This is a genomic window from Clostridium sp. E02 (assembly GCF_003833015.1).
Taxonomy (GTDB): Bacteria; Bacillota; Clostridia; order Lachnospirales; family Lachnospiraceae; genus Lacrimispora.
The window spans coordinates 87,642-109,742 of sequence record NZ_RJLQ01000010.1 but is presented as its reverse complement, the minus strand read 5'-3'; the positions used below and the strand labels follow the sequence as shown (position 1 = coordinate 109,742).

General features: G+C 41.1%; 20 protein-coding genes. 16 read left to right on the top strand and 4 right to left on the bottom strand.

Annotated elements, in window-relative coordinates:
* Positions 1 to 51 precede the first annotated feature (51 nt).
* Genes EFT72_RS09290 through EFT72_RS09280 form a run of 3 tightly spaced genes read right to left on the bottom strand, consistent with a single transcriptional unit; the run spans position 52 to position 3,136 of the window.
* A complete protein-coding gene (locus tag EFT72_RS09290; RefSeq protein ID WP_124066641.1) occupies positions 52 to 1,638 on the bottom strand; it encodes an NAD(P)H-dependent oxidoreductase in 1,587 nt (528 codons plus the stop codon).
* Positions 1,635 to 2,195, bottom strand: coding sequence for a PadR family transcriptional regulator (locus EFT72_RS09285; protein WP_124066640.1), 561 nt, complete (start codon positions 2,193 to 2,195; stop codon positions 1,635 to 1,637). The genes EFT72_RS09290 and EFT72_RS09285 overlap by 4 nt, the downstream gene beginning before the upstream one ends.
* A 50-nt stretch (positions 2,196 to 2,245) precedes the next feature.
* A complete protein-coding gene (locus tag EFT72_RS09280) occupies positions 2,246 to 3,136 on the bottom strand; it encodes a LysR family transcriptional regulator (protein WP_164473122.1) in 891 nt (296 codons plus the stop codon).
* 185 nt (positions 3,137 to 3,321) lie between these two features.
* On the opposite strand from EFT72_RS09280, the gene EFT72_RS09275 reads away from it, so the two are divergent.
* From EFT72_RS09275 to EFT72_RS09210, 14 genes are all read left to right on the top strand, one after another.
* Entirely contained in the window at positions 3,322 to 4,353 is a 1,032-nt protein-coding gene (locus tag EFT72_RS09275) for a sulfate ABC transporter substrate-binding protein (RefSeq protein WP_347561863.1), read from the top strand.
* Positions 4,343 to 5,185 carry a sulfate ABC transporter permease subunit CysT gene (gene cysT, locus EFT72_RS09270; RefSeq protein ID WP_206426634.1) on the top strand — a complete coding sequence of 281 codons (843 nt, stop codon included), beginning with the start codon at positions 4,343 to 4,345 and terminating at the stop codon, positions 5,183 to 5,185. The genes EFT72_RS09275 and cysT overlap by 11 nt, the downstream gene beginning before the upstream one ends.
* 12 nt (positions 5,186 to 5,197) lie before the next feature.
* Positions 5,198 to 6,043 (top strand): sulfate ABC transporter permease subunit, encoded by an 846-nt coding sequence (locus EFT72_RS09265; protein WP_124066637.1) that lies wholly within the window; start codon positions 5,198 to 5,200, stop codon positions 6,041 to 6,043.
* A gap of 8 nt (positions 6,044 to 6,051) precedes the next feature.
* Positions 6,052 to 7,116, top strand: coding sequence for an ABC transporter ATP-binding protein (locus EFT72_RS09260; RefSeq protein ID WP_124066636.1), 1,065 nt, complete (start codon positions 6,052 to 6,054; stop codon positions 7,114 to 7,116).
* 27 nt (positions 7,117 to 7,143) lie between these two features.
* Positions 7,144 to 8,829, top strand: a complete 1,686-nt coding sequence (locus EFT72_RS09255) for an adenylyl-sulfate reductase subunit alpha (RefSeq protein ID WP_124066635.1) — start codon at positions 7,144 to 7,146, stop codon at positions 8,827 to 8,829.
* The gene (locus EFT72_RS09250) at positions 8,813 to 9,124 is read left to right on the top strand and encodes a ferredoxin family protein (protein WP_124066634.1); all 312 of its coding nucleotides are present in this window, start codon (positions 8,813 to 8,815) and stop codon (positions 9,122 to 9,124) included. Before EFT72_RS09255 ends, EFT72_RS09250 begins: the two co-directional genes overlap by 17 nt.
* Positions 9,125 to 9,135: 11 nt before the next feature.
* Positions 9,136 to 10,038 (top strand): sulfate adenylyltransferase subunit CysD, encoded by a 903-nt coding sequence (gene cysD, locus EFT72_RS09245; RefSeq protein ID WP_124066633.1) that lies wholly within the window; start codon positions 9,136 to 9,138, stop codon positions 10,036 to 10,038.
* Positions 10,038 to 11,711, top strand: coding sequence for a GTP-binding protein (locus EFT72_RS09240; RefSeq protein WP_124066632.1), 1,674 nt, complete (start codon positions 10,038 to 10,040; stop codon positions 11,709 to 11,711). The genes cysD and EFT72_RS09240 overlap by 1 nt, the downstream gene beginning before the upstream one ends.
* A gap of 184 nt (positions 11,712 to 11,895) precedes the next feature.
* Positions 11,896 to 13,842, top strand: a complete 1,947-nt coding sequence (locus EFT72_RS09235; protein WP_164473121.1) for a methyl-accepting chemotaxis protein — start codon at positions 11,896 to 11,898, stop codon at positions 13,840 to 13,842.
* Between the two features lie 230 nt (positions 13,843 to 14,072).
* Positions 14,073 to 14,753 carry an amino acid ABC transporter permease gene (locus tag EFT72_RS09230; protein ID WP_124066630.1) on the top strand — a complete coding sequence of 227 codons (681 nt, stop codon included), beginning with the start codon at positions 14,073 to 14,075 and terminating at the stop codon, positions 14,751 to 14,753.
* On the top strand, positions 14,713 to 15,393 hold the full coding sequence (locus EFT72_RS09225; protein WP_124066629.1) for an amino acid ABC transporter permease: 681 nt from the start codon (positions 14,713 to 14,715) through the stop codon (positions 15,391 to 15,393). Before EFT72_RS09230 ends, EFT72_RS09225 begins: the two co-directional genes overlap by 41 nt.
* Positions 15,393 to 16,142: an amino acid ABC transporter ATP-binding protein gene (locus EFT72_RS09220; protein ID WP_347561866.1), complete on the top strand. Its 750-nt coding sequence runs from the start codon at positions 15,393 to 15,395 to the stop codon at positions 16,140 to 16,142. The genes EFT72_RS09225 and EFT72_RS09220 overlap by 1 nt, the downstream gene beginning before the upstream one ends.
* 18 nt (positions 16,143 to 16,160) lie before the next feature.
* On the top strand, positions 16,161 to 17,024 hold the full coding sequence (locus tag EFT72_RS09215) for a cysteine ABC transporter substrate-binding protein (RefSeq protein ID WP_206426631.1): 864 nt from the start codon (positions 16,161 to 16,163) through the stop codon (positions 17,022 to 17,024).
* A gap of 145 nt (positions 17,025 to 17,169) precedes the next feature.
* Complete coding sequence (locus EFT72_RS09210; protein WP_124066626.1) at positions 17,170 to 18,330, top strand: DUF4317 domain-containing protein; 1,161 nt, start codon at positions 17,170 to 17,172, stop codon at positions 18,328 to 18,330.
* Here the strand turns inward: EFT72_RS09210 and EFT72_RS09205 are convergent.
* A complete protein-coding gene (locus EFT72_RS09205; RefSeq protein ID WP_124066625.1) occupies positions 18,308 to 19,489 on the bottom strand; it encodes an acyltransferase in 1,182 nt (393 codons plus the stop codon). The genes EFT72_RS09210 and EFT72_RS09205 overlap by 23 nt on opposite strands.
* Positions 19,490 to 19,625: 136 nt before the next feature.
* On the opposite strand from EFT72_RS09205, the gene EFT72_RS09200 reads away from it, so the two are divergent.
* A complete protein-coding gene (locus EFT72_RS09200) occupies positions 19,626 to 21,377 on the top strand; it encodes a restriction endonuclease FokI C-terminal domain-containing protein (RefSeq protein WP_124066624.1) in 1,752 nt (583 codons plus the stop codon).
* Complete coding sequence (locus EFT72_RS09195) at positions 21,374 to 22,039, top strand: Crp/Fnr family transcriptional regulator (RefSeq protein ID WP_124066623.1); 666 nt, start codon at positions 21,374 to 21,376, stop codon at positions 22,037 to 22,039. Before EFT72_RS09200 ends, EFT72_RS09195 begins: the two co-directional genes overlap by 4 nt.
* The last annotated feature ends 62 nt before the right edge of the window (positions 22,040 to 22,101 follow it).

The window sequence follows — 22,101 nt, the reverse complement described above, 5'->3', positions numbered from 1 at the left end:
ATGAGATGGCTTTAACCATTTTCCCAATAAAACTTTATCATAGACGGAGATTTATCTTCTTGCATATCGTGCAGGGTACCATTTTTGAAACCATGCCGTAAAAACACCTATTAGTGCAGGTAAAACAGAGTTAAGTAATCCAATATAGGGAGAAAATGTTGTTCCCATCAGGATATACGTCCAAATGGGAGTGACAAGGTACAGGACTCCCCAAATGGCTGTCAAAATCCGGTTTGTACGGATAAACAGTGCGTTAGAATAAGCATCTTCTCCGCCATAGTTATTTGCACTGTAATAGGCCGTGAGGGGGATCTTGTGAAACGATCCCAAAAGCCACATTAATCCAAATAGGAAATAACTGACAGGAATGATAAGCCTTGCATCCCCACCGAGCAAAATCGCCAGGGAAAGGCCTATGACAATCGGGATGCTGAATTGTTCATAAATAACAGGACGAAATGCAATCCATAGTATCGGAATGAGCGCCGCCGTCCCAATGCCAAGCGCACTGCCGACAAAGGGATTGATTGCAATCGCCACCCAAATAACAATCCACGGTAAAAGTAGCAACAGCATATTGGTCTTGTGCGCAGGCCTTTGTTCCGTTGGTTTTTGTGACGTTTGCTCTCCAAACAAGTCATCCCACTTTAGCATAAGACTAAAATCACCAGTGACTTTATAAAGCCGCTGAAATAATGCTTCTTGTCCGGAGATTTCTCCACGAGCAATGGAGCGCCAAACCTGGAACGGTGTTTCAATCCGCGTTGTATACGATTTGAAATCGTCAGTTATAAGCTTTGAACCTTGCTTTGTTAGCAGGATTTGATAGGTTTTGTCGATATCGGTATAATAAATCTCTATGATACGCTCTACACCGTCCGGCTTATATAGAGCCGCCATCTGTTTTGTATAGCTGAAACTGTTATCATTTGTTGCTCCTTTATCGACCTGTGTTTCAATTCCCCAAGAAGCATCTGCCATTTTTTCAAATACTTCACGTGGATAGAGTGGTTCCTCTAACTGGGATTTTGTTTTAGATTGAATTCCTCCGACCGCATATTCCGCTCCCGCATGGCAGATGATCTCCAAATATTTATTTGTACGGGTCTTCAACTCGGGAACATGAAATAATTCCCCCTGACCGCAATAAATTGTTGTATATCCGTATTTGTGAAGAAAATGGTCAAACATAAAGTTGACGGCATCATAATTCCCCTTTGCCGTCCAAAAACCACAGGTAGAAATGATGACATGCTTTTGATGGCCTAAATCATACCGCGAAGGATGACCGCCACTTTCAGATCCTTTCTCCATAAGCGGTAACGCAAGCGGCAGCTGACGGTCAATTAGATTTTTTAGTCCACCAGGGACACTAAAATAATACAGAGGGAAAGACCAAACAATCACATCAGCAACAATCATTTTGTCTAAAATTTTGCCCATTTCATCCTTTATGACACATTTTCCCGGAGTTTTATTCCAGCAGGCAAAGCACCCGAAGCATGCCTTGATATCTGTTTTTGCTACAGGAATAACTTCCGCATTCAACCACCCTGCTCCCTCTAAAAAAGACCGAGTTAGGTGCATTGTATTGCTTTGTTCTCCTTTTGGAGATCCGTTTAATACCAAAACCTTCACTTTTTCTCCTCCTCTAGGATCGCAATCGCTTTCTCCGCCCAATCGATGCTGGAATTGTAGTATGACTCACCGTAAAGGATGGTAAGATCCCAAAATTTCGATCTTTTATCATCGTCTATCGTCGTACCATACTTTGAACTCGCAGCATGAGCAGCACTGAGGGAGTCTCTGCTTTCATGGCACTTGTCACGGTAGGTTCGAAGCATTTTTAAAGATTGCTCGATGTTTGTTTCTCCCCCAAAGAAAATACGCATAAGGAACGAGCTTTTTACACGCATTGCATCCGCAATATCAGGCTCTGGCTGCGATAGCCAATTCATCAGTTCGTTTTTTCCACTGTCTGTTATTGTATATACACGTTTGTTTGGTTTTTCCGTTTGCATAATGCGTTCACTGGTTAGCAACCCTTTTTTTTCCATGGTATCGAGCTCACGGTAAATCTGACTGGTTTTTACCTGCCAGAAAAATGCAAGGGAAGCCTTAAAAGACTTATCCAATTCATAACCCGTCATTGTGCCATAATTTAAAAGACCTAATATGCCGTGTTTGAGTGCCATTCCTGTACCTCCATTTGTTATATATTCAACAAGTTTAATATATAACAAGTTCAATCTGTTGTCAAGATATAGTTTTGGGAAGACACAAATTCCATAAAGTTGAGCATCTGAGGAGTGAGATATTTGTTCTGATGGTAAATGAGATGATAGCTTAGTTCTAGCTTTTCCCTAAGAGGCAGTTCACATAGATCCCCGTGGTTTAAATACTTGGTCAGCATTGATTTTGGAAGAAAGGAGATTCCCAAATTAGCGAGAACCCCATGAATAATGGCAGTGAGACTGGAACTCTCAAAAAAAGGTCTTAGGGGTAATTCATGGAGCCGGAATGTAGATTCGATCAGTTCTCTGATTTTGGATCCTTTATCGGGCAGAAGAAATTGTTCTTCTTTTAAGTCTTCTAGGGTGATCTGTTTTTTGTGAGTTAGAGGATGACATGGAGTACAGATAAGGATGAGTTGTTCTTTGGCAAATGGTTCCGAAAGAATTTTTTCCGAATGAGTAGATCCTTCAATTAAGGCCAGATCTAAGTCATTTTCCAGAACCATGATTTCGATTTGATGGGAATGATCTATGGAGATATAAGGCTTACTCCCCCCAGAGTGACGAAGGAAAGAGGCAATCAAATCAGGGAGCAGAGTGGAGGCAATGGGGATGCCAGAACCGATTCGCAAAGGCAGGGTTCGATCCTGAAATTTAAAATCCAGTTCCATTTCCTGATAAAGAGAAGTGATATGAGAAGCAAATTCATACAGATGTCTGGCTTCTTTGGTTTTTTGTATGCCACGCCCATGCCGTTTGAATAGCTGGATGGAATAATGCTGTTCCAATTCCCGAAGCGCGGCACTAACGGCGGGTTGACTGATGTTTAATTTTCTTGCGGCTGAGGTCACACTTTTTTCTTTATAGACGGTAACGAAGATAATTAGGGTTTTAATCGACATATTGTCCTCCTCTAAATACATATAAACATATTGGGTATGTATGATATATAAGCAAAAAAATATAAATCCTTTTAATTCATAAGGGAATTCTAACATAGGAGAAAGAAAAACACAATAACATACTTTACAAATATGTAAATAGGGATTAGAATTCCAGATAACATAGGAACGGAAGGGGGATCCGAATGAGTAATGGAAGAAAAACCATATGGATTATGGCTGCTATGGTCACAGGAGTCAGCGCGGCAGTCATCGCTTGTGGCATTTCAGGTGACAAAAAGAAGGAAGATACAATTAAGATTACCAATGTTTCTTACGATCCAACACGGGAATTTTATGAAGCGTATGATGAAATATTCCAGTCACATTACAAAAGAAACCATAAAATGGGGATAACGGTGATCCAGTCTCATGGAGGTTCGGGAAGTCAGGCCCGTTCTGTTATGGAAGGAGCTCCGGGAGATGTGGTCACACTGGCACTGGCGCAGGATGTGAAATTATTGGAACGAGCAGGCATGATTGATTCCGGCTGGATCAATGAGTTTGAAGGGAATTCCTCTCCCTATACCTCTATTATTGTATTTCTTGTGAGAAAGGGAAATGAAAAGAACATTAGAGACTGGGAGGATTTAAGAAAAGCTGGAGTGGAGGTGATTACACCAGATCCAAAAAGCAGTGGGGGTGCCTGTTGGAATTTTCTTGCGGCATGGCAGTATGCAAAGGTTACATATCCGGATAACGAAAAACAGAGAAAGGAATTTATGAAAGATCTCTACGATCATGTTACGGTTATGGATTCTGGTTCAAGAGGGTCCACAACCACCTATGTGGAGAACGGCCAGGGGGATGTATTAATTGCCTGGGAAAATGAAGCGCTTAATACAACAAAAGAGTATCCTGGTGATTATGAAATTGTAACGCCAAAAATCAGCATAAAAGCAGAACCAAGTGTTGCAGTGGTGGATGAGAATGTGAAAAACACAAGAAAAGAACAAGCTGCGAAAGAATACCTCCAAGCCCTATATTCCGAGGAAGCACAAAAATTGATTGCTGCGTATGGCTACCGGCCTTATAACAAGGAGATATTAAAACAGAATTCAAATAAGTTTGATTTAAGTGTATCACTTGGCACCATCTATGAGTATGGAGGTTGGGATAAGGCTTATGAAACATTTTTTACGGACGGGGGGATTTTTGATGAGATATATGGACCGTAAGAAAGGAAGGAGAGACAAACGGGTCATACCGGGATTTGGGCTTTGCATGGGAGGAACGTTACTCCTTCTCTCTCTCTTCATTCTCATTCCCCTTGCCTCCGTCATGGTCTACGCGCTTAAGCTGACACCAAAAGAATTCTTATCCGTGTTGTCCGCGCCCAATGTGATTTATGCAGCGAGAACCAGTCTTTTGTGCTCCCTTCTTGCAGCTGTAATAAACACAATCTTCGGATTAATCCTATCCTGGGTTTTGGTTCGGTATGAGTTTCCGGGGAAAAGAATTATGGATGGGATCATTGAACTTCCCTTTGCTTTGCCCACAGCGGTGGCAGGAATTACGCTTTCAAAGCTTTACTCAGACACTGGGATACTGGGACGTTTTCTGGCATTGCTTGGAATTCATGTGGCGTATACAAAATCAGGAATCATGATTGCCTTAATATTTATTGGGATCCCATTTGCAGTAAGAGCGATTCAACCAGTGTTAGAACAGCTAGATCCACAGTATGAAGAAGCAGCCTGTATCTTAGGAGCAGGTTCATTTTATACATTTCGGAAGGTGATTTTGCCAGAATTATTTCCAGCGATGCTCACGGGGTTCGGTCTAGCCTTTGCAAGGGGGATCGGGGAATATGGAAGTGTAATTTACATATCGGGCAATCATGCAAGAGAGCACACACAGGTGATTTCCTATGTGATTATGCAAAAACTTAACTATGCGGATTATAAAGGGGCAGCGGCCATTGCACTCATGATGCTTTTATTGTCTTTTGTTCTTTTATTCTTGGTGAATTTGATTCAGATGTTTCAGACAAAACGCACCAGTCCTTAAGACGGAGGGAGTATGAAAAAGAAAAGAGAGTTGTTTTTGATTGGAATCAGTGTCCTGTTTTTATTTCTAATGTTGGTACTTCCTTTGATTAGCGTTGTGGTATATTCCTTAAAAGGAGGGCTTCGTTTTTATTTTCAATCGCTGAGTACGAGTACCGTACGATCTGCCTTTCAGATTACCATATTGGCTACGGTTCTATCCGTTTTGATCAATACATTTTTTGGTATCATGGCAGCTTGGGTGATCACCAGATTTTCGTTTCGGGGAAAGCAGATTTTGTCTACGCTTATTGATCTTCCATTTTCAATCTCTCCAGTGATTGCCGGATTATCTTTTTTGATGACATTTGGAAGACTTGGGTGGGCAGGGAAATGGATAAGAACTTTCAACCATGCGCTTGGAACCAATATTCGGATTGTCTATGCAGTCCCAGGGGTAGTGCTTGCCACCATTTTTGTCACGTTTCCTTTTGTAGCGAGAGAGATCATACCAGTTCTTACAGGGAGAGGAAAGGAGGAAGAAGAGGCGGCAGCTTTAATGGGGGCAGGTGGAATTCCAATCTTCTTAAAGATTACGTTTCCTCATATCCGTTTTGCGTTGCTTTATGGAATCATTCTATGCAGTGCAAGGGCTTTGGGAGAGTTTGGCGCCGTCTATGCCTTGTCAAAAACAAGAGGAGAGACATTTACCCTTCCTTTGGAAATCGATGCTTTATATCTTTCAAATTCTTCGAATTCCATTACAGCGGCTTTTGCCGTATCCTCTATTCTTGTTTTATTAGCGGTCATTGTCCTTTTCTTAAAAAACTGGGTGGAGTATAGAAAGAAGAAAGAAAATCCAACGAATGGATTCAATTAGGAGGTCATATGTACATAGAACTAAAAAACATTGAGAAATCTTTCGGAAATTATAAAGCATGTGACTGCATTAATCTTAGCATTTCAAAAGGAACCCTGGCAGCTTTACTAGGACCTAGTGGAAGCGGAAAAACCACCCTTCTTCGAATGATTGCAGGATTTATCACACCCGATGCTGGGGACATTAACATAAACGAAAAACGAGTGAATGATACGAAAGTCTATGATCGGGGAATTGGATTTGTATTTCAAAATTATGCCTTATTTCGCTATATGACGGTATATGAAAATATTGCCTTTGGTTTGAAAGTGAAAAAGATTCCAAAGAGACAGATTCGGGATCGAGTTATGGATTTAATGGAACTTACGGGATTAAAAGGGATGGAAAAACGCTACCCCAGTCAGATGTCTGGAGGTCAGAGACAGCGGGTAGCATTTGCCAGAGCACTTGCGCCAAATCCTTCATTACTGTTGCTTGATGAACCCTTTGCTGCCATTGATGCGAAGGTGCGGCAGGAACTTCGTTTTTGGTTAAAAGATATGATTCACAAAGTGGGAATTACCAGTATCTTTGTGACCCACGATCAGGATGAAGCGGTGGAGGTAGCAGATGAGATCATCGTTACAAGTAATGGTAGAATCGAGCAGACAGGAAACCCACTGGAGATTTATAAGAATCCTAAAACCAAATTTGTGGCAGAATTCATCGGCCAGTCAGAACGTATACCTGACTTTCACAGGCTGAAAGGATTTGAGAAACGAGGATTTGATGGGGCAGTTATCCGTCCGGAATTTGTAGAAACCTTTAAAAGTGACAACGAAAAATTTCAGGATGTACTTCCTTACTCGGAAGAAGGAATTGTGGAAGAAGTTTCCTTTCTTGGAACTTGCTTAAAAGTCCGTCTAAGAGTCAATGGAATCCATCTTACCACACATCGTTCTTTGGAGCGCAGACCTGTTTCGGTTGGAGAAACCATGCATGTGATTGTCTATCGGATCTACGCATACAAAGGAGAAAAAGCTTATTATATGGAAAATTCTCTTCTAGAAGGGAAAGAAATTGTTACTTTTTAGTTCTTTGATTTCTATAGGAGGGTTGGTATGAAGGTAAAACTAAAGCAGGAAAGAATCCGGACAGATGTACTGATTATAGGAGGTGGCACCGCAGGCTGTTATGCAGCCAGGACTATTGCATTCCATTCGGATCGAAACGTTGTGATTGCAGAAAAAGCAAACTTGAAAAGAAGCGGCTGCCTTGCCGCTGGAGTCAATGCCATCAATGCTTATATTGGAAAGGGAAGAACCCCAGAGGATTATGTGGATTATGCGGTAAAGGATGCCAATGGGATTGCCAGAGAAGATCTTTTATTGTCAGCAGCCAAAAGATTTAATGCGGTAACAGAAGAGATGGAAAAACTGGGGCTAGTTATTCTTAAAGATGAGGAAGGCAATTATGTAGCGAGAGGGAACCGCAACATCAAAATCAATGGGGAGAATTTTAAACCAATTCTGGCAAGTGCGGTGGAAAACCAATCAAACATCACCATATTAAACCATTTGAATATAACCGATTTGCTGGTTCATGACAATGAGGTGAGGGGAGCAGTGGGATTTAGCCTGGAACATCGTACGGCATACGAAATCATAGCGGATCAGGTACTTGTCTCCACAGGGGGAGCGGCAGGTCTTTATAAACCAAACAATCCTGGCTTTTCCCGCCATAAGATGTGGTATCCCCCTTTTAATACAGGCGCCGGATATGCCATGGGGATTTTATCTGGAGCTGAGATGACTTCTTTTGAGATGCGATTCATTGCCTTACGTTTAAAAGATACCATTGCCCCTACGGGTACCATTGCTCAGGGAGTGCTTGCAAAACAAGTGAATGCAAAGGGAGAGATTTACGAAGAAAAATATGGAGTCACGACCAGTGAAAGGGTCTACGGTACGGTAAAGGAAAATCAAAACGGCAATGGACCTTGTTATTTAAAGACCAGAGGGATTGGAATCGAAAAGGAGGAGGAATTAATCAAAGCCTATTTAAATATGGCACCCAGTCAGACCTTAAAGTGGATTCAAAACGGGGATACCCCAAACCTTAAGAACGTGGAGATTACAGGGACAGAACCTTATATAGTGGGCGGACATACCGCCAGTGGTTATTGGGTGAATACAAAACGGGAGACCACAGTAAAGGGACTATATGCAGCAGGAGATGTGGCAGGTGGCTGCCCTCAAAAATACGTGACAGGTGCGTTGGCAGAGGGGGAGATCGCGGCTCTTGACATGATTAAAAAAACAAGGAAGTCTGGTGTTCCAAAATGGGTTAGTAAAGCGGCAGCGGAGAACGTAGCGGAATACGAGCGGATTTTAAACCAGCCTGAGGGGGTATTTACTTATGAAGAATTGGAAGAGGGAATGCAGAAAATCATGGATGAATATGCAGGTGGAATTTCGACTGGATACCAGTTTAACGAAATTCAGTTAAAGGTTGCGCTGGATGAGATTCAGCGGCTCCTTGCTCTGTCGAAACAGTTAAATGCCAGGGATATGCATGAGTTGATGTTTGTCTATGAACTAAAAGAACGTTTGATTGTCTGTCGCTCTGTCATATTTCATCTGCTCTGTAGAAAAGAGACCAGATGGCACTCCTTTAATGAAAACTTGGATCACCCAAAGACCGATCCGGCCTATGAGAAGTTTATCAATTCCATATGGGAAAATGGGATTCTTAAGATGAAAGTTCGGGAGACTAAGAAGGAGGCAGAGTATGAGCATTCGAATTGAGAGAGAAAAATGTGTGGGCTGTATGGCCTGCAAAGATGTTTGCCCGGGAAGTCTGATTCAGGAAAAAGACGGTAAGGCATATATCAAATATCCCAAAGACTGCTGGGGGTGTGCTTCTTGCGTGAAAGAATGTCAGTTTCTTGCCATTCACTTTTATCTGGGAGCAGACATTGGTGGAGATGGGAGTTCTCTAACGATTACGCAAGAGGGAGAGATCATTCATTGGAATTTTGTAAAAAGTGATGGAAGTAGAAACACGATTGATGTAAACCGAAAAAATTCAAATCAATATTAGGGGAGGTCATTATGAGAAAATTGTCCCATCTAGATGAACTAGAAGCAGAATCAATCTATATTATACGAGAGGTTGCGGCTCTATGTGAGAAACCAGTAATGCTTTACTCGATTGGAAAAGACAGCTCAGTTATGCTTCATTTGGCAAGAAAGGCATTTTACCCGGAAAAGCCGCCATTTCCATTTCTTCATGTTAATACTACATGGAAATTTAGAGAGATGATTGAGTTCCGGGACAAAACAGCCAGAGAACTTGGAATCGAAATGATCGAATACATAAATGAAGACGGCGTGAGGCGGGGAATCAATCCCTTTGATCACGGTTCTTCCTACACCGATATTATGAAAACGCAGGCACTTAAACAGGCATTAAACCAATATGGATTTACAGCAGCATTTGGGGGAGGAAGAAGAGATGAGGAAAAGAGCCGTGCTAAGGAGCGTGTTTTTTCGTTTCGGAATGCTTCCCATGCCTGGGACCCTAAAAATCAGAGACCGGAGATGTGGAACCTTTATAATACTGAGATATACAAAGGGGAAAGCATTCGGGTATTCCCCATATCCAACTGGACAGAGACGGATATCTGGCAATATATCAAACGAGAGAATATTCCCATTGTTCCACTGTATTTTGCAGCCGAACGTCCAGTGGTTTACCGGGATCAGGATATTATTATGGTAGACGATGAACGGATGCGCTTAGAACCAGGAGAAGTACCGGTGATAAAAAAAGTCCGTTTTCGTACGCTTGGCTGTTACCCCCTTTCTGGTGGAGTATTATCAAATGCAGAAACCTTAGACGAGATCATTGAGGAGACATTAAGCTCCGTGGAATCAGAAAGAACCAGCCGTGTTATTGACAAAGATGGAGGAGCGGCAAGTATGGAAAAAAGAAAAAGAGAGGGGTACTTTTAATGAATGGATTGCTGAAATTTATTACATGTGGCAGCGTGGATGACGGAAAGTCCACACTGATCGGTCATATCCTATATGATTCCAAACTTCTCTATGCGGATCAGGAAAAGGCATTGGTTTTAGATAGTAAAGTAGGTTCACGAGGGGGGGAGATTGATTATTCTCTGTTGCTCGATGGTCTAATGGCAGAACGGGAACAGGGAATCACCATTGATGTAGCATACCGCTATTTTACCACAGATCGGAGAAGCTTTATCGTTGCGGACACTCCTGGGCACGAAGAATACACAAGAAATATGGCGGTAGGAGCTTCCTTTGCACAGCTTGCAATTATTCTAGTAGATGCCACACAGGGAGTTTTGGTTCAGACCAGACGTCATTCCAGAATCTGTTCTCTTATGGGAATCCGTCATTTTGTATTTGCTGTGAACAAAATGGATCTGGCGGATTACAAGGAGGAGCACTTTTTAACAATTAAAAAAGTAATTTCAGATCTAACCAAAGAGTTGTCCTTGGAAAATGTGGCAGTCATACCAGTTAGTGCTACGAAAGGAGATCATGTAACGAAAAAATCCCCCAATATGCCATGGTATCAGGGGGAACCTTTGCTCTCTTATTTAGAAGAAGTAGATGTGACAGAAAAAGAAGAAAATTCAGAATTCTATATGCCCATACAAAGGGTCTGCAGACCAAATCATGACTTTCGAGGATTTCAGGGGCAGGTAGAATCCGGAGAGGTCTGGGTGGGGAAGAAGTTAATGGCGCTTCCTGGAAAAGAAACGGCTTGCGTAAAGAGTCTGTTAATGGGGAATCAGTCAGTTGATCGGGCAAGAGCGGGTCAGGCAATTACCATAAGACTTGATCGGGAAGTAGATGTTAGCCGGGGATGCATTCTGGCTGACAAAGAATTACCTATAAGTAAGGAGGTAAAAGCATCTCTACTTTGGATGGATGAAGAACCACTGCAGTGTGGGAACGAATATTTATTAAAACTGGGAACTAAAATGGTGCCAGCTGTTATAAAAGAAGTGGAATATCAGATTGATGTGAATACAGGTTCTCATATGAGAGAATATACTGTTATGAAAAATGAGATTGCATCTTGTTCTCTTATTCTGTCTCAATCCATAGTTGTGGATGAATTTAAGAAAAATAAAACACTGGGAGAATTGATATTAATAGATCGGGTAAGTCATATGACTTCCGCCTGTGGGGTAATAGAGAAGGTGGAGGGGACTTCGGAAAAACCATACTTTCAAAAAGAAGGTTTAAAAACAGGAGGATCTCTTTTTGAGGAATTGTATGTTAACCTTGATCAGGATTTTATGTTTCGAAAAAAATCACCGAAAAAAACCTATCGGCAGGGAGATTTAATTCCTTTGGAGGGGGACAGCTTCCATTACCCAGATTATTTTGACGTAATATCATCCACCGACCATGCTGTAGTCTTGATCCGAAACCGTACGGTATACGATATCATTCCTCTCAATGCTTATGAGTTTGGGGGATTACCGGTCCTTGATAAGAGGGGATTTACTTTGAACATACATACAAGGGAGGACTTAAAAGCATACCTTCATGATACCTTGCAAGAAAATCAAGAGAAAACATTGGAGGTTCAGAATAAATGGGCAAAATTTGAACCGTATCGAAAAATCGTATTTAGTTCATGAAAAAAAGTTTTTTCATGAAAATGCAATAGAGAAATTTTATCAAATATTAATTAGAAACTCTTTTGACACCTGGTAAAGAATGGATTATAATGTAGAAAAAGGAAGAATTATGTCCTTTTGTCTGCAAAGTATTCGTTTGATTGGTATGGTTTGCAGAACACAGGTGGAGGAGGCAATTGTTATTATGAAATATTTAAAGAGTAAGCTTTTACTTTTTAATTCTATAATTTTAGCGTTTACAATCATTCTATTGACTGCAGTTACATCGATTCTATACTATCAAAGTTCGATAGAAGAGGCTAAGAAAAATTCTTCTTATCTTGCGGAATCTTATCAGCAAGGAATTGATTCTGTGCTGAATATATATCGCAATACGATGAAGAATACGGCTTCGAAACGTTTTTTGACAGATGGAACCAGTGAGTCGGAGAGAAAACGTCTTTTAAAAGAAGAAGCAGATGCATCGGGGTTTGATTATATAACCATTGCAGACACCAGTGGTGTCAATGACAAAAAGGATGCGATTAAGGATCAGGACTTTTTTTTACAGGCAAAACAAGGAACCCCTTATATTTCTGATCCAATTCTTGATGAAGACAATCAGCTGATTCTTTACATAGGAGCTCCCATTGGAAAGACAGGTAAGGTTCTTTATGGAGTTTTGCCTTACAAAGTGATCAGTGACGAGCTGACTAAAATCAAGATTGGGGAAAGCGGATATGCATTCGTGATTAACAGCAGGGGACTTACTGTGATTCATCCAACGGAAGAGAACGTTTCCCATCCAAAGGATTATATGGAATTAGCGAAAAAGGATTCTTCCTATGCGCCTACTGCTGCCATTTTTAAGCAGATGATGGCAGGAAAGAAAGGGACTGGCTTTAGTTTTTATAAAGGAGTACGACGTTTGGTTGGATATACTCCCTTAGGAGGCCCGGAAGGTTGGTCGGTAGCAGTGACCACCCCTCTTTCTCAGATTGAAGATAATATTCGTTTGACACTCATATTTTGTGTGGCGGCAGGTTTGGTACTTTTGATTGTTTCTATCTTGGTTACTGGAGTTTTTGCAAGAAGAATCACAAGCCCCATACTTTTAGCAACACAGCGGATTGAACGGTTGGCAAAAGGAGATCTCAAAGAGGATGTTGAACTGACGAAAGGCAAAGATGAAATCGCCCGTTTGATTCTGGCGTTACAAAAGACAATACATGGACTTCGTTCGTATATTGTAGATATATCGCAGGTGTTAAGCGCAGTGGCAAAGAAAGATCTAACGGTCAAAAGTTCCGTGCGGTATATGGGTGATTTTATTCCCATGCAGACTGCTTTAGAAGAAATTCTTACCTCTTTAAATACGACTTTGAAACATATATCCAATGCATCGGAACAGGTTGGTGAAGGTTCGGAGCAGGTTGCCATAAGTGGTCAAAATCTAGCGGATAATTCTTCCGAACAGGCAGCGACGACGGAAAGCCTTTCAAGAGCACTTGAGATGGTTTCTGGTCATATAAAGGACAGTGCAGAATATTCCCTTACCATCAAGAGTGCAACAGAGTCCGCACTCCTAGAGACCACTCAGGGAAATGAAGAGATGAATCGTTTGTTAACATCCATGGGCAGTATTGATGACTCTGCGAAGCAAATTCAAAGCATTATCCGCATTATAGATGATATTGCATTTCAGACCAATATTCTTGCGTTAAATGCAGCGATTGAAGCAGCACGGGCTGGAGAAGCGGGGAAAGGTTTTTCCGTAGTTGCCGATGAAGTACGAGAACTGGCAGGGAAGAGCGCAGAGGCTGCAAAACAGACAACTCAATTAATCAACCGTACCATAGCTTCCGTGGAAGAGGGAAAACATAACACTGAGAAATCAGCAGAAGTGTTCCAAAAAATCGTAGAGCAGACCAACACCATTGACAGTCTGGTATCTAAGGTATCAGAATCCTTAAAAAGACAATCAGACAGTGTTTGGGAACTAGAAGAAGGAATGCAGCGGATTTCTACAGTAACACAATCCAATTCAGCAACTGCGGAAGAGAGTGCGGCTACAAGCGAAGAACTTTTAAGTCAGATGGAACAACTAAAAAAGATGATTCAAGAATTCCGTTTAACGGACGCAGATGCGTAGAATCATTCAAATTGATTTTAATATTATAGAATCCGGGAAATAGTAAAATCTATTTTCCTGGATTTTTTATTGTATGGGGAATTGCTTCAGCAGGAGATGCGTTGAAAAAAATTGAAAATAATGTATTGACAAAAAAAACGGTTCATAGTATATTAACATACATGTATAGTATGTATATAGGGAAGAGGAAAGCTTTTCCTTTATCCAGATTAGCGTAAGGGAGATAAAATATGGATTTTGAATTTATACGCACCAATGCACCACTTTATGTTCATGCGGCTTTACTGACTCTTCGAATCTCCTTTTTCGGAATTGCATGGTCAATGGTGGTTGGTCTTATTTGCAGTATGGTCAAACAGTTTCATATCCCCTTATTAAAAGGGGTGGTGAACGGATACATCGAGATTTCCAGAAATACACCTTTGCTCATTCAGCTTTTTTTCTTGTATTTTGGCCTTCCTAAATTAGGAATCGTATTAAGTTCTGAAATTTGTGCGATAACAGGGCTTGGCTTTTTAGGAGGTAGTTACATGGCTGAGGCGTTTCGAAGCGGACTAGAACAAGTGCCAAAGATCCAGTCAGATTCTGGATTCAGTCTTGGTCTTACGAAAGGGCAGATTTTTCAATTTATTATATTGCCCCAGGCAGTTGCCACATCCATACCGGTATTTTGTGCAAACATCATATTTCTCGTAAAAGAAACATCGGTGTTTAGTGCAGTGGCTTTGGCAGATCTTATGTTTGTAGCCAAGGATCTGATTGGGATTTACTACAAGACAGATGAGGCACTATTTCTATTGGTGGTTGCATATTTGATTATTCTACTACCCATATCGTTGCTTTGTACTTGGATAGAAAGGAGGGTTCGATATGGAACATTTGGGGATTCGAATCTTATTTCAGGGAAATAATTTTTTAAGGCTTCTGGGAGGACTATGGATTTCACTTAGAATTGCAGGGATATCCATGATTTTATCCATTGTCCTTGGGATATTCATGGGATTAATTATGACCAGTAAGAAAAAGACCATACGATTTTTAAGTCGTCTCTACCTGGAAGTAGTACGGATTATGCCTCCACTTGTGTTGTTGTTTTTGGTTTACTTTGGAGCCGCCAAACACTGGAAAGTAAATCTTTCCGGAGATATGGCAGCCGTGATTGTATTTACATTTTGGGGAGCAGCGGAGATGGGGGACCTGGTTCGAAGTGCGTTAGAATCAATTCCCATACATCAGTTACATAGTGGGGTGGCGCTTGGAATGACCAGGAACCAAGTGTACCAATTTATTCTGATTCCTCAAATTTTCAAAAGACTTCTGCCGTCTGTGATGAATTTGCTGACTCGCATGATTAAAACCACCTCTCTTGTGGTGCTGATCGGTGTTGTTGAAGTGGTTAAGGTTGGGAAACAGATGATTGATGCATCCAGATTCGCCATTCCGGATGCGGCTTTATGGGTATATGGAGCAATCTTTATTTTGTATTTTGCAGCCTGCTATCCATTTTCCAGAGCGTCAGCTCTATTTGAGAAAAAGTTGAGGGATTCATGATGGAACAAAGAGAGATTTTAAAGACAGAAAAATTAAAAAAATCCTATGAAAATGGGCAGCCAGTCTTAAATGGGATATCTTTTTCTTTGAAAAAAGGAGAGGTTGCTGTGGTCATTGGTCCTTCTGGGTGTGGAAAGAGTACTTTTTTGCGTTGCCTGAATCTGTTGGAGCCGATTGATTCTGGAATCATTCAGTTTGAAGATAAGATGATTGAGCAGAATCAACAAGATGGTTATGAAATCAGGCAGAAGATTGGAATGGTTTTTCAAAGCTATGATTTATTTCCTCATATGACAGTTCTCGGGAACCTAACACTGGCACCTTTAAAAGTTCAAAAAAGAGAGAAAAAGGAAGTGGTTCGGGAAGCAGAGAAACTACTTGACCGGGTGGGACTTCTTGCAAAAAAAGATGCTTATCCCAGGCAGTTGTCAGGAGGTCAAAAACAGAGAGTAGCCATTGTAAGAGCACTTTTGATGCATCCAGAAGTCTTGCTTCTTGATGAGATTACAGCAGCACTCGATCCGGAGATGGTCCGCGAGGTATTACAAGTGGTATTAAAGCTGGCAAAAGAAGGGATGACAATGGTGATTGTCACCCATGAGATGGATTTTGCAAAGGCAGTTGCTGACCGGATTCTGTTTCTGGATCAGGGACTTGTAGTGGAAGAAAGCGATCCTATAACATTTTTTAATGCTCCACAAACAGAACGCGCAAAACAATTTTTAAATACATTTCATTATGAATCATAAGAAAAGGAGAAAATGAGGATGAAAAAAAGAATATTTGGGGCCATTGTTTTAATTACCATGACAGTAAGTTTGATAGCGGGCTGCAGTCAGGCAAAGGAATCAACCACATCAGGGGCCAGTGCGAATGCAAGAACACTTGAGGAGATTAAAGAGTCAGGAACCATTAAGATCGGGGTTTTTAGCGATAAAAATCCATTTGGGTATGTTGATTCTTCTGGAGAGATAAAAGGCTATGACGTATACTTCGGAAAAAGATTGGCAAAAGATCTTTTGGGAAGTGAAGATAAGGTGGAATTTGTTTATGTAGAAGCCGCCAGCCGGGTAGAGTATTTAAAATCAGCAAAAGTAGATGTGATTCTTGCTAATTTCACAGTGACGGACGACAGAAAAGAACAAGTGGATTTTGCACTTCCTTATATGAAAGTGGCTTTGGGAGTGGTGTCACCTAATTCGGCTATGGTTTCAGAACCCTCCCAGTTGAAGGATAAGACGTTGATTGTGGTGAAAGGAACCACGGCTGAAACCTATTTTTCAAAAAATCATCCAGAAATAAAGCTTTTAAAGTTCGATGAATATCAGGAAGCCTATGACGCTCTGGCAGATGGCAGAGGAGATGGATTCTCCACAGACAATACAGAAGTTCTTGCCTGGGCATTGCAAAATCAGGGATTTACAGTGGGGATTCCATCCATAGGAAATCTAGACACCATTGCACCGGCTGTACAAAAAGGGAACACACAGCTTTTGGAATGGATTAATTCAGAAATCGAGTCTTTGGCAGAAGAACAGTTTTTCCATAAAGATTTTGAAGAAACATTAAAACCAGTCTATGGAGATGAAATTAATCCTGAGAATCTGGTCGTAGAAGGAGGGAAAATCTAAGGAGGATTTAGTTGTAAGCCTATGGAAAATATGGTATAATAACCAAGAAATTTCTAGACAGGAAAGCTCACTGACCGGTTGGTCTGTGGGCTTTCCCGTTCTGTCCATGATACTATAACTTGATAGAATAGGAGAACATAAAAGTATGAATAAGAAAGAAGCGAATGAAATTAAAAAGCTTTACACACCGGCAAACTGCGCCATCAGCCGTATTTGCGGCTGTTATGTGGATGCGGAAAAAAACAAAAGAACAGAACTTAAGGAGGCATTTCTATCCCTTCCAGAAGATGAAGCTTTTAAATACTTTACCATTTTCAAGGGGACACTCTCCGGGACCATTGGGAAAAATCTGATCAATATGGAGTTTCCTCTTCATACAGAGGCAGAAGGTGGAACGCAACATCTACTTTTAAAATTGCGGGATAGTCAGTTGAAGGACGATACATTGATTGAAGAATTCTATGACAATGTAATTGCAAGTTACGATTATGGGGAAAATTACTATATTATATTAATTCATAGCGCGTATGATATCCCTTCAAAATCTACCGATGGCATAGAGATGTTTGACGCATCAGATTTTGTGTATGAGTTTATACAGTGTGCCATCTGCCCGGTGAAACTTTCAAAGGCTGGTCTATGTTATAATACGGAAGCAAATGTCATCCAAAATAGAAACAGAGACTGGATCGTGGAAGCCCCAGATACTGGTTTTTTATTTCCTGCCTTTACGGATCGGAATACTGACATTCATGGAATTATGTATTATTCTAAAAATCCAGAGCAAATTCCAGAGCGTTTGGTGGATGAATTGCTAGGCTGTGTTATGCCCATGACAGCCAAAAGCCAAAAAGAGACCTTTCAGGCAATGATAGAAGAGACTCTGGGAGAACAATGTGACTTTGAAACGATAAAAAATCTTCATGAGAATTTAAATGAAATAATAGAAGAAACAAAAGACGAGGCAGATCCATTTACGCTAGATACTTATCAGTTGAAAAAACTACTAGAAAGCAATGGAGCCAGCCCAGAGAGACTAGAAGCCTTAGAACAACGGTTTGCAGATCAAGAAGAGACAGTGGCTCCCAGTTTTATAGCGTCTAATGTAGTAAATACCAGAAGTTTCGAGATTAAAACACCAGATGTAAGCATTAAGGTAGCTCCGGATAAAACCCATTTGGTGGAAAATCGTTTTATAGACGGACGTCCCTGTATTGTGATCGGCATCAGTGAGCATATTGAAATCAATGGGATCAACGTTCGTCCCTTGCCGGCAGCAAATCTTACTGAGAATGATGAGTCGTAAAAACACCTTGAACCCATTTGGTTAAAAGTTCTATGAGGCGGTTTACGCAGTAAACAACAGTCTGATCGAATAGGATGGCAGACAAGGCGGAGAGAACCAGTACCAGAAAGAAGGACAAGATCGTGCTTCCCACAAGGGAGGGAAGCTTAATGATCATTTCTAAGTGCGTTTTTACATAATAAAGAATGGCCCAATGTACCATTAGGATGGAATAACTGTAGCGGATGAGAAAATTAAGAAGAAAGCCTGGTTTTGGCAGCCTGTATTCGAGCGTGCGTAATAGAAGAAACAACCCACCTCCAATGAAAATCATAGTGGGAGCACCGTCTGCTAGAAGGATCGCCTTGTAATCTGCCCGGAATAGGACGCATAAGATGACAAACAGACAGGAGGCACCACCCAGAAACCAATACAGATTTCTCCGTTTCAAGGCAGTCGGATGAGAAAAATAATATCCAAGAAGGAAAACCACTTCCCATGGCTGGATCATCAAATCAAGGTTTAAGGAGAGGTTAAAAAGAGGCAGGTAAAGAGCCGTACAGCGGAATAACAAAATGACAAATACCATAGTATTTAACATGGATTCCGATAACTGGCGGAGCAAAAGAGCGAAAAAGGGGGCAAGGATGGAAAGGGACAGTATGACATAGATCACCCACAAGTGGGGAGCCCAGTCAATCGGACCCTTTAAAATGTCTTTGAATGCAGCCAAAGCACCCTTTATTATGCCTTGGTCCGTGTAGCGGCAGGAAAGACGAAGATAGATTCCATAATAACAAAAGAAAGGGATCGCAACGGAGGTTACTCTCTTATAATAGAAATTCTTGATATCACTTGTTTTCCCTCTTAGAAGGAGTGCACCGCTATTCATAATAAAAAGGTAGTTGCACACCATTAAGATGGCTGACAATGATTGAATAAAAACCCAAGTCAAACTTCCGCCAGGTACGGAGACCGTAGTCACATCAAGACAGTGAACCAGGATAACAAAAAGAGTGGCAATCAGCCGTAAGTAGTCCAGATAAACAATCCGGTTTTCCCGATGTCTGCTCTGAGTAAACAGATGCAGAAAATGATCTCTGTTTTTGATCTGCTCTCTGATATGGAGACAACAAGAGACGATGACGACAGCGAAAAGAATAAGCTGCAATTTACCCATAGAAACGATTCCTTTCCTTTGTTCTTTTCAATTTTCATTATTATAGCACAGCAGTCATGAGAAAACAAACCAAAACATTTTGCCTAACCATCCCTGCTATGCTATACTGAAAGAAAAACACAGAGAGGAAGTAAACGTGGCAGATAGAACATTTGGCTGGGTACAGGAGGCTTATACACTTGGTAATTTAAAGAATGTGGTATCTGCTTTTGTTCCGAATTCAGAGAGTAACCGCATCCTGCGTACCGATAAGATCCCAAGGCTCATTTCAGAAACGGATGGAAGGGATGCATTTATTCGCGAACTGGGGGAGCCTCGTATTATAATACCCTATACACATTTAAAAGGGAAAGGGACACCAAAGGGGTTTACTAGAAGTAGTGCGCCCTGTTCTGGGATCATTCAGGCAGTTCTTCCTGGACAGAGAAAGGAATATCAAAGTGACTGGCCTGCAGATTCCTTTTTGAGATGGGCGGTCAGCATTGGATTCCTTCATTATGATCGAAAGGAAGATGTTTGTAGCATCTCTTCATTGGGGATGAGGTATGCCAACGCACCTTTAGAAAGTGAAGAAGAGGGAGAAGTACTGACAGAGGCTTTTTTATCCTATCCCCCTGTCTGCAGGGTCCTGACTCTGCTTGCAAAAGAGGGACATCTAACGAAATTTGAAATTGGTGCCAGACTTGGCTTTATTGGAGAGGCAGGGTTTACTTCCATTCCCCAGTATATGATCATAGAGGGACTTCTTAAGGCAGAGCAGAAAGAGGATAAGACAAAGCTTTTAAAAGATACAGAAGGAACCAGTGACAAGTATGTGCGGACAATCTGCAGTTGGCTGATTCAAACAGGCTGGGTGAAGAAAACGGCAAAAGGAATTGAATCCACAAAGGAAGAACAGCCGGTGGTCATTCCTCAATCGTATCAACTGACGCTAAAGGGAAGAACGGTGATTAAGCACATCAACGGAGTCTCGAAGTTTAAAAAGACCCCCAAACGAATATTGTGGGATATGCTGGCAACCAAAGCGACAGACCGGGACTACCTACGGAACCGAAGGACCTATCTAATAAAATATTTAGAAGGAGCATACCGAACACCAATCCAAATCAAGGAATATCTAAAGGGAAAGAATCTTTTGGAAGAGACTGAAACGATACTAGATGATCTAAAAAGCCTTGTTAATATTGGGCTTAATTTAAACAAGTCTGGAGACAGCTACCGGATTACGGATGAAATTACCGGGTTGGAATTACCGCAAGTTTTTGAATGCTCGGTTCTAGTTAAGTCAGAAGTGTCGATTCTAAAAGATTACTTAAGAACCCATATGATTCATGTGGATCATAAATATTTAATACTTTTGGATCTTGGATTTGATGGAACTTCTGACCGGGATTATGAGATGCAGACAGCGGAACTATTAACCAAAGAACTTGCATTTCAGGGAGCAAGGCTTGGTGATACCAGAAAGCCAGATGTATGTGTGTACTATGGTGAGAATGGGCTGATCATAGATAATAAGGCTTATGGAAAAGGGTATTCTCTGCCAATGAAACAGGCAGATGAGATGTACCGTTATATCGAGGAAAACAAAGAGCGGAGTGAACGTTTCAATAAAAATAAGTGGTGGCAAATCTTTGATGACCAAGTAAAACAGTTCCGTTTTGTTTTTCTATCCGGTTCGTTTACGGGTGGATTTAAAGATAGACTCAATCACATATCCATGCGATCCGGTTTAAATGGAGCAGCGATCAGTTCTGTGAATCTGCTTTTGCTTGCCGAGGAATTAAAGTCAGGAAGAATGCGCTATGAAGATTGTTTTAAACTATTTGATGGGAACGACGAGGTCCGGTTACCTGGTTCGTTTAAGAGAGGGGGATTGATGAAATGATACTTGGAGATTATCTTCCGTTCTGGAATAAACTAACAGAAAAACAGAAGGAGAAGCTTCTACAAAAGACCAGAGAGGTTACGTTTGAGAAAGGAACGCTGGTTCACAGTGGAGATGACTGCATTGGGTTTCTTTTAGTAACAGGGGGACAGCTAAGAGCTTTTATGATATCAGATGAGGGAAGAGAACTTACATTGTATCGGTTGTTGGATCGGGATATATGTTTGTTTTCTGGTCCTTGTATGATTAAAAATATTCAATTTGATGTTACGGTTGAGGCGGAAGAAGATTCCCACGTCTTAATGATTCCTTCCCAAGTTTATAAGGAACTGATGGAAGAGTCTGCCGCAGCTTCTAATTTCACCAATGAATTAATGGCTTCTAGATTTTCGGAAGTAATGTGGCTGATGGATCAGGTGATGAATAAAAAGATGGATGGCAGGATAGCCGCCTTTTTGTTGGAAGAGGGAGAACTTCATGATACCAATGAACTATCCATTACCCATGAACAGATTGCTCATCATCTGGGCACAGCAAGAGAAGTCGTAACTAGAATGCTTCGTATGTTTCAGGCAGAACATCTAGTCAAAATCACAAGAGGAAGCGTGGAGCTTCTAGATGAAAAAGGGTTAAAACTACTGGCAGCAGATAGTTTGAGATAAAAAAAGGGGCTTAAGTTCATCCTACTTAAGTCCTTTTTCAAAGCCTAAAATTTCTTTCTTCT

Bases quoted from the DNA above. Each gene is read 5' to 3' on its own strand.
- EFT72_RS09205 (WP_124066625.1), bottom strand. From the start codon at position 19,489: ATGGGTAAATTGCAGCTTATTCTTTTCGCTGTCGTCATCGTCTCTTGT.
- EFT72_RS09280 (WP_164473122.1), bottom strand. From the start codon at position 3,136: ATGTCGATTAAAACCCTAATTATCTTCGTTACCGTCTATAAAGAAAAA.
- EFT72_RS09220 (WP_347561866.1), top strand. From the start codon at position 15,393: ATGGAACAAAGAGAGATTTTAAAGACAGAAAAATTAAAAAAATCCTAT.
- EFT72_RS09225 (WP_124066629.1), top strand. From the start codon at position 14,713: ATGGAACATTTGGGGATTCGAATCTTATTTCAGGGAAATAATTTTTTA.
- cysT (WP_206426634.1), top strand. From the start codon at position 4,343: ATGGACCGTAAGAAAGGAAGGAGAGACAAACGGGTCATACCGGGATTT.
- EFT72_RS09250 (WP_124066634.1), top strand. From the start codon at position 8,813: ATGAGCATTCGAATTGAGAGAGAAAAATGTGTGGGCTGTATGGCCTGC.
- EFT72_RS09265 (WP_124066637.1), top strand. From the start codon at position 5,198: ATGAAAAAGAAAAGAGAGTTGTTTTTGATTGGAATCAGTGTCCTGTTT.
- EFT72_RS09255 (WP_124066635.1), top strand. From the start codon at position 7,144: ATGAAGGTAAAACTAAAGCAGGAAAGAATCCGGACAGATGTACTGATT.
- EFT72_RS09195 (WP_124066623.1), top strand. From the start codon at position 21,374: ATGATACTTGGAGATTATCTTCCGTTCTGGAATAAACTAACAGAAAAA.
- EFT72_RS09230 (WP_124066630.1), top strand. From the start codon at position 14,073: ATGGATTTTGAATTTATACGCACCAATGCACCACTTTATGTTCATGCG.
- EFT72_RS09210 (WP_124066626.1), top strand. From the start codon at position 17,170: ATGAATAAGAAAGAAGCGAATGAAATTAAAAAGCTTTACACACCGGCA.
- EFT72_RS09240 (WP_124066632.1), top strand. From the start codon at position 10,038: ATGAATGGATTGCTGAAATTTATTACATGTGGCAGCGTGGATGACGGA.
- EFT72_RS09215 (WP_206426631.1), top strand. From the start codon at position 16,161: ATGAAAAAAAGAATATTTGGGGCCATTGTTTTAATTACCATGACAGTA.
- EFT72_RS09275 (WP_347561863.1), top strand. From the start codon at position 3,322: ATGAGTAATGGAAGAAAAACCATATGGATTATGGCTGCTATGGTCACA.
- EFT72_RS09285 (WP_124066640.1), bottom strand. From the start codon at position 2,195: ATGGCACTCAAACACGGCATATTAGGTCTTTTAAATTATGGCACAATG.
- cysD (WP_124066633.1), top strand. From the start codon at position 9,136: ATGAGAAAATTGTCCCATCTAGATGAACTAGAAGCAGAATCAATCTAT.
- EFT72_RS09260 (WP_124066636.1), top strand. From the start codon at position 6,052: ATGTACATAGAACTAAAAAACATTGAGAAATCTTTCGGAAATTATAAA.
- EFT72_RS09235 (WP_164473121.1), top strand. From the start codon at position 11,896: ATGAAATATTTAAAGAGTAAGCTTTTACTTTTTAATTCTATAATTTTA.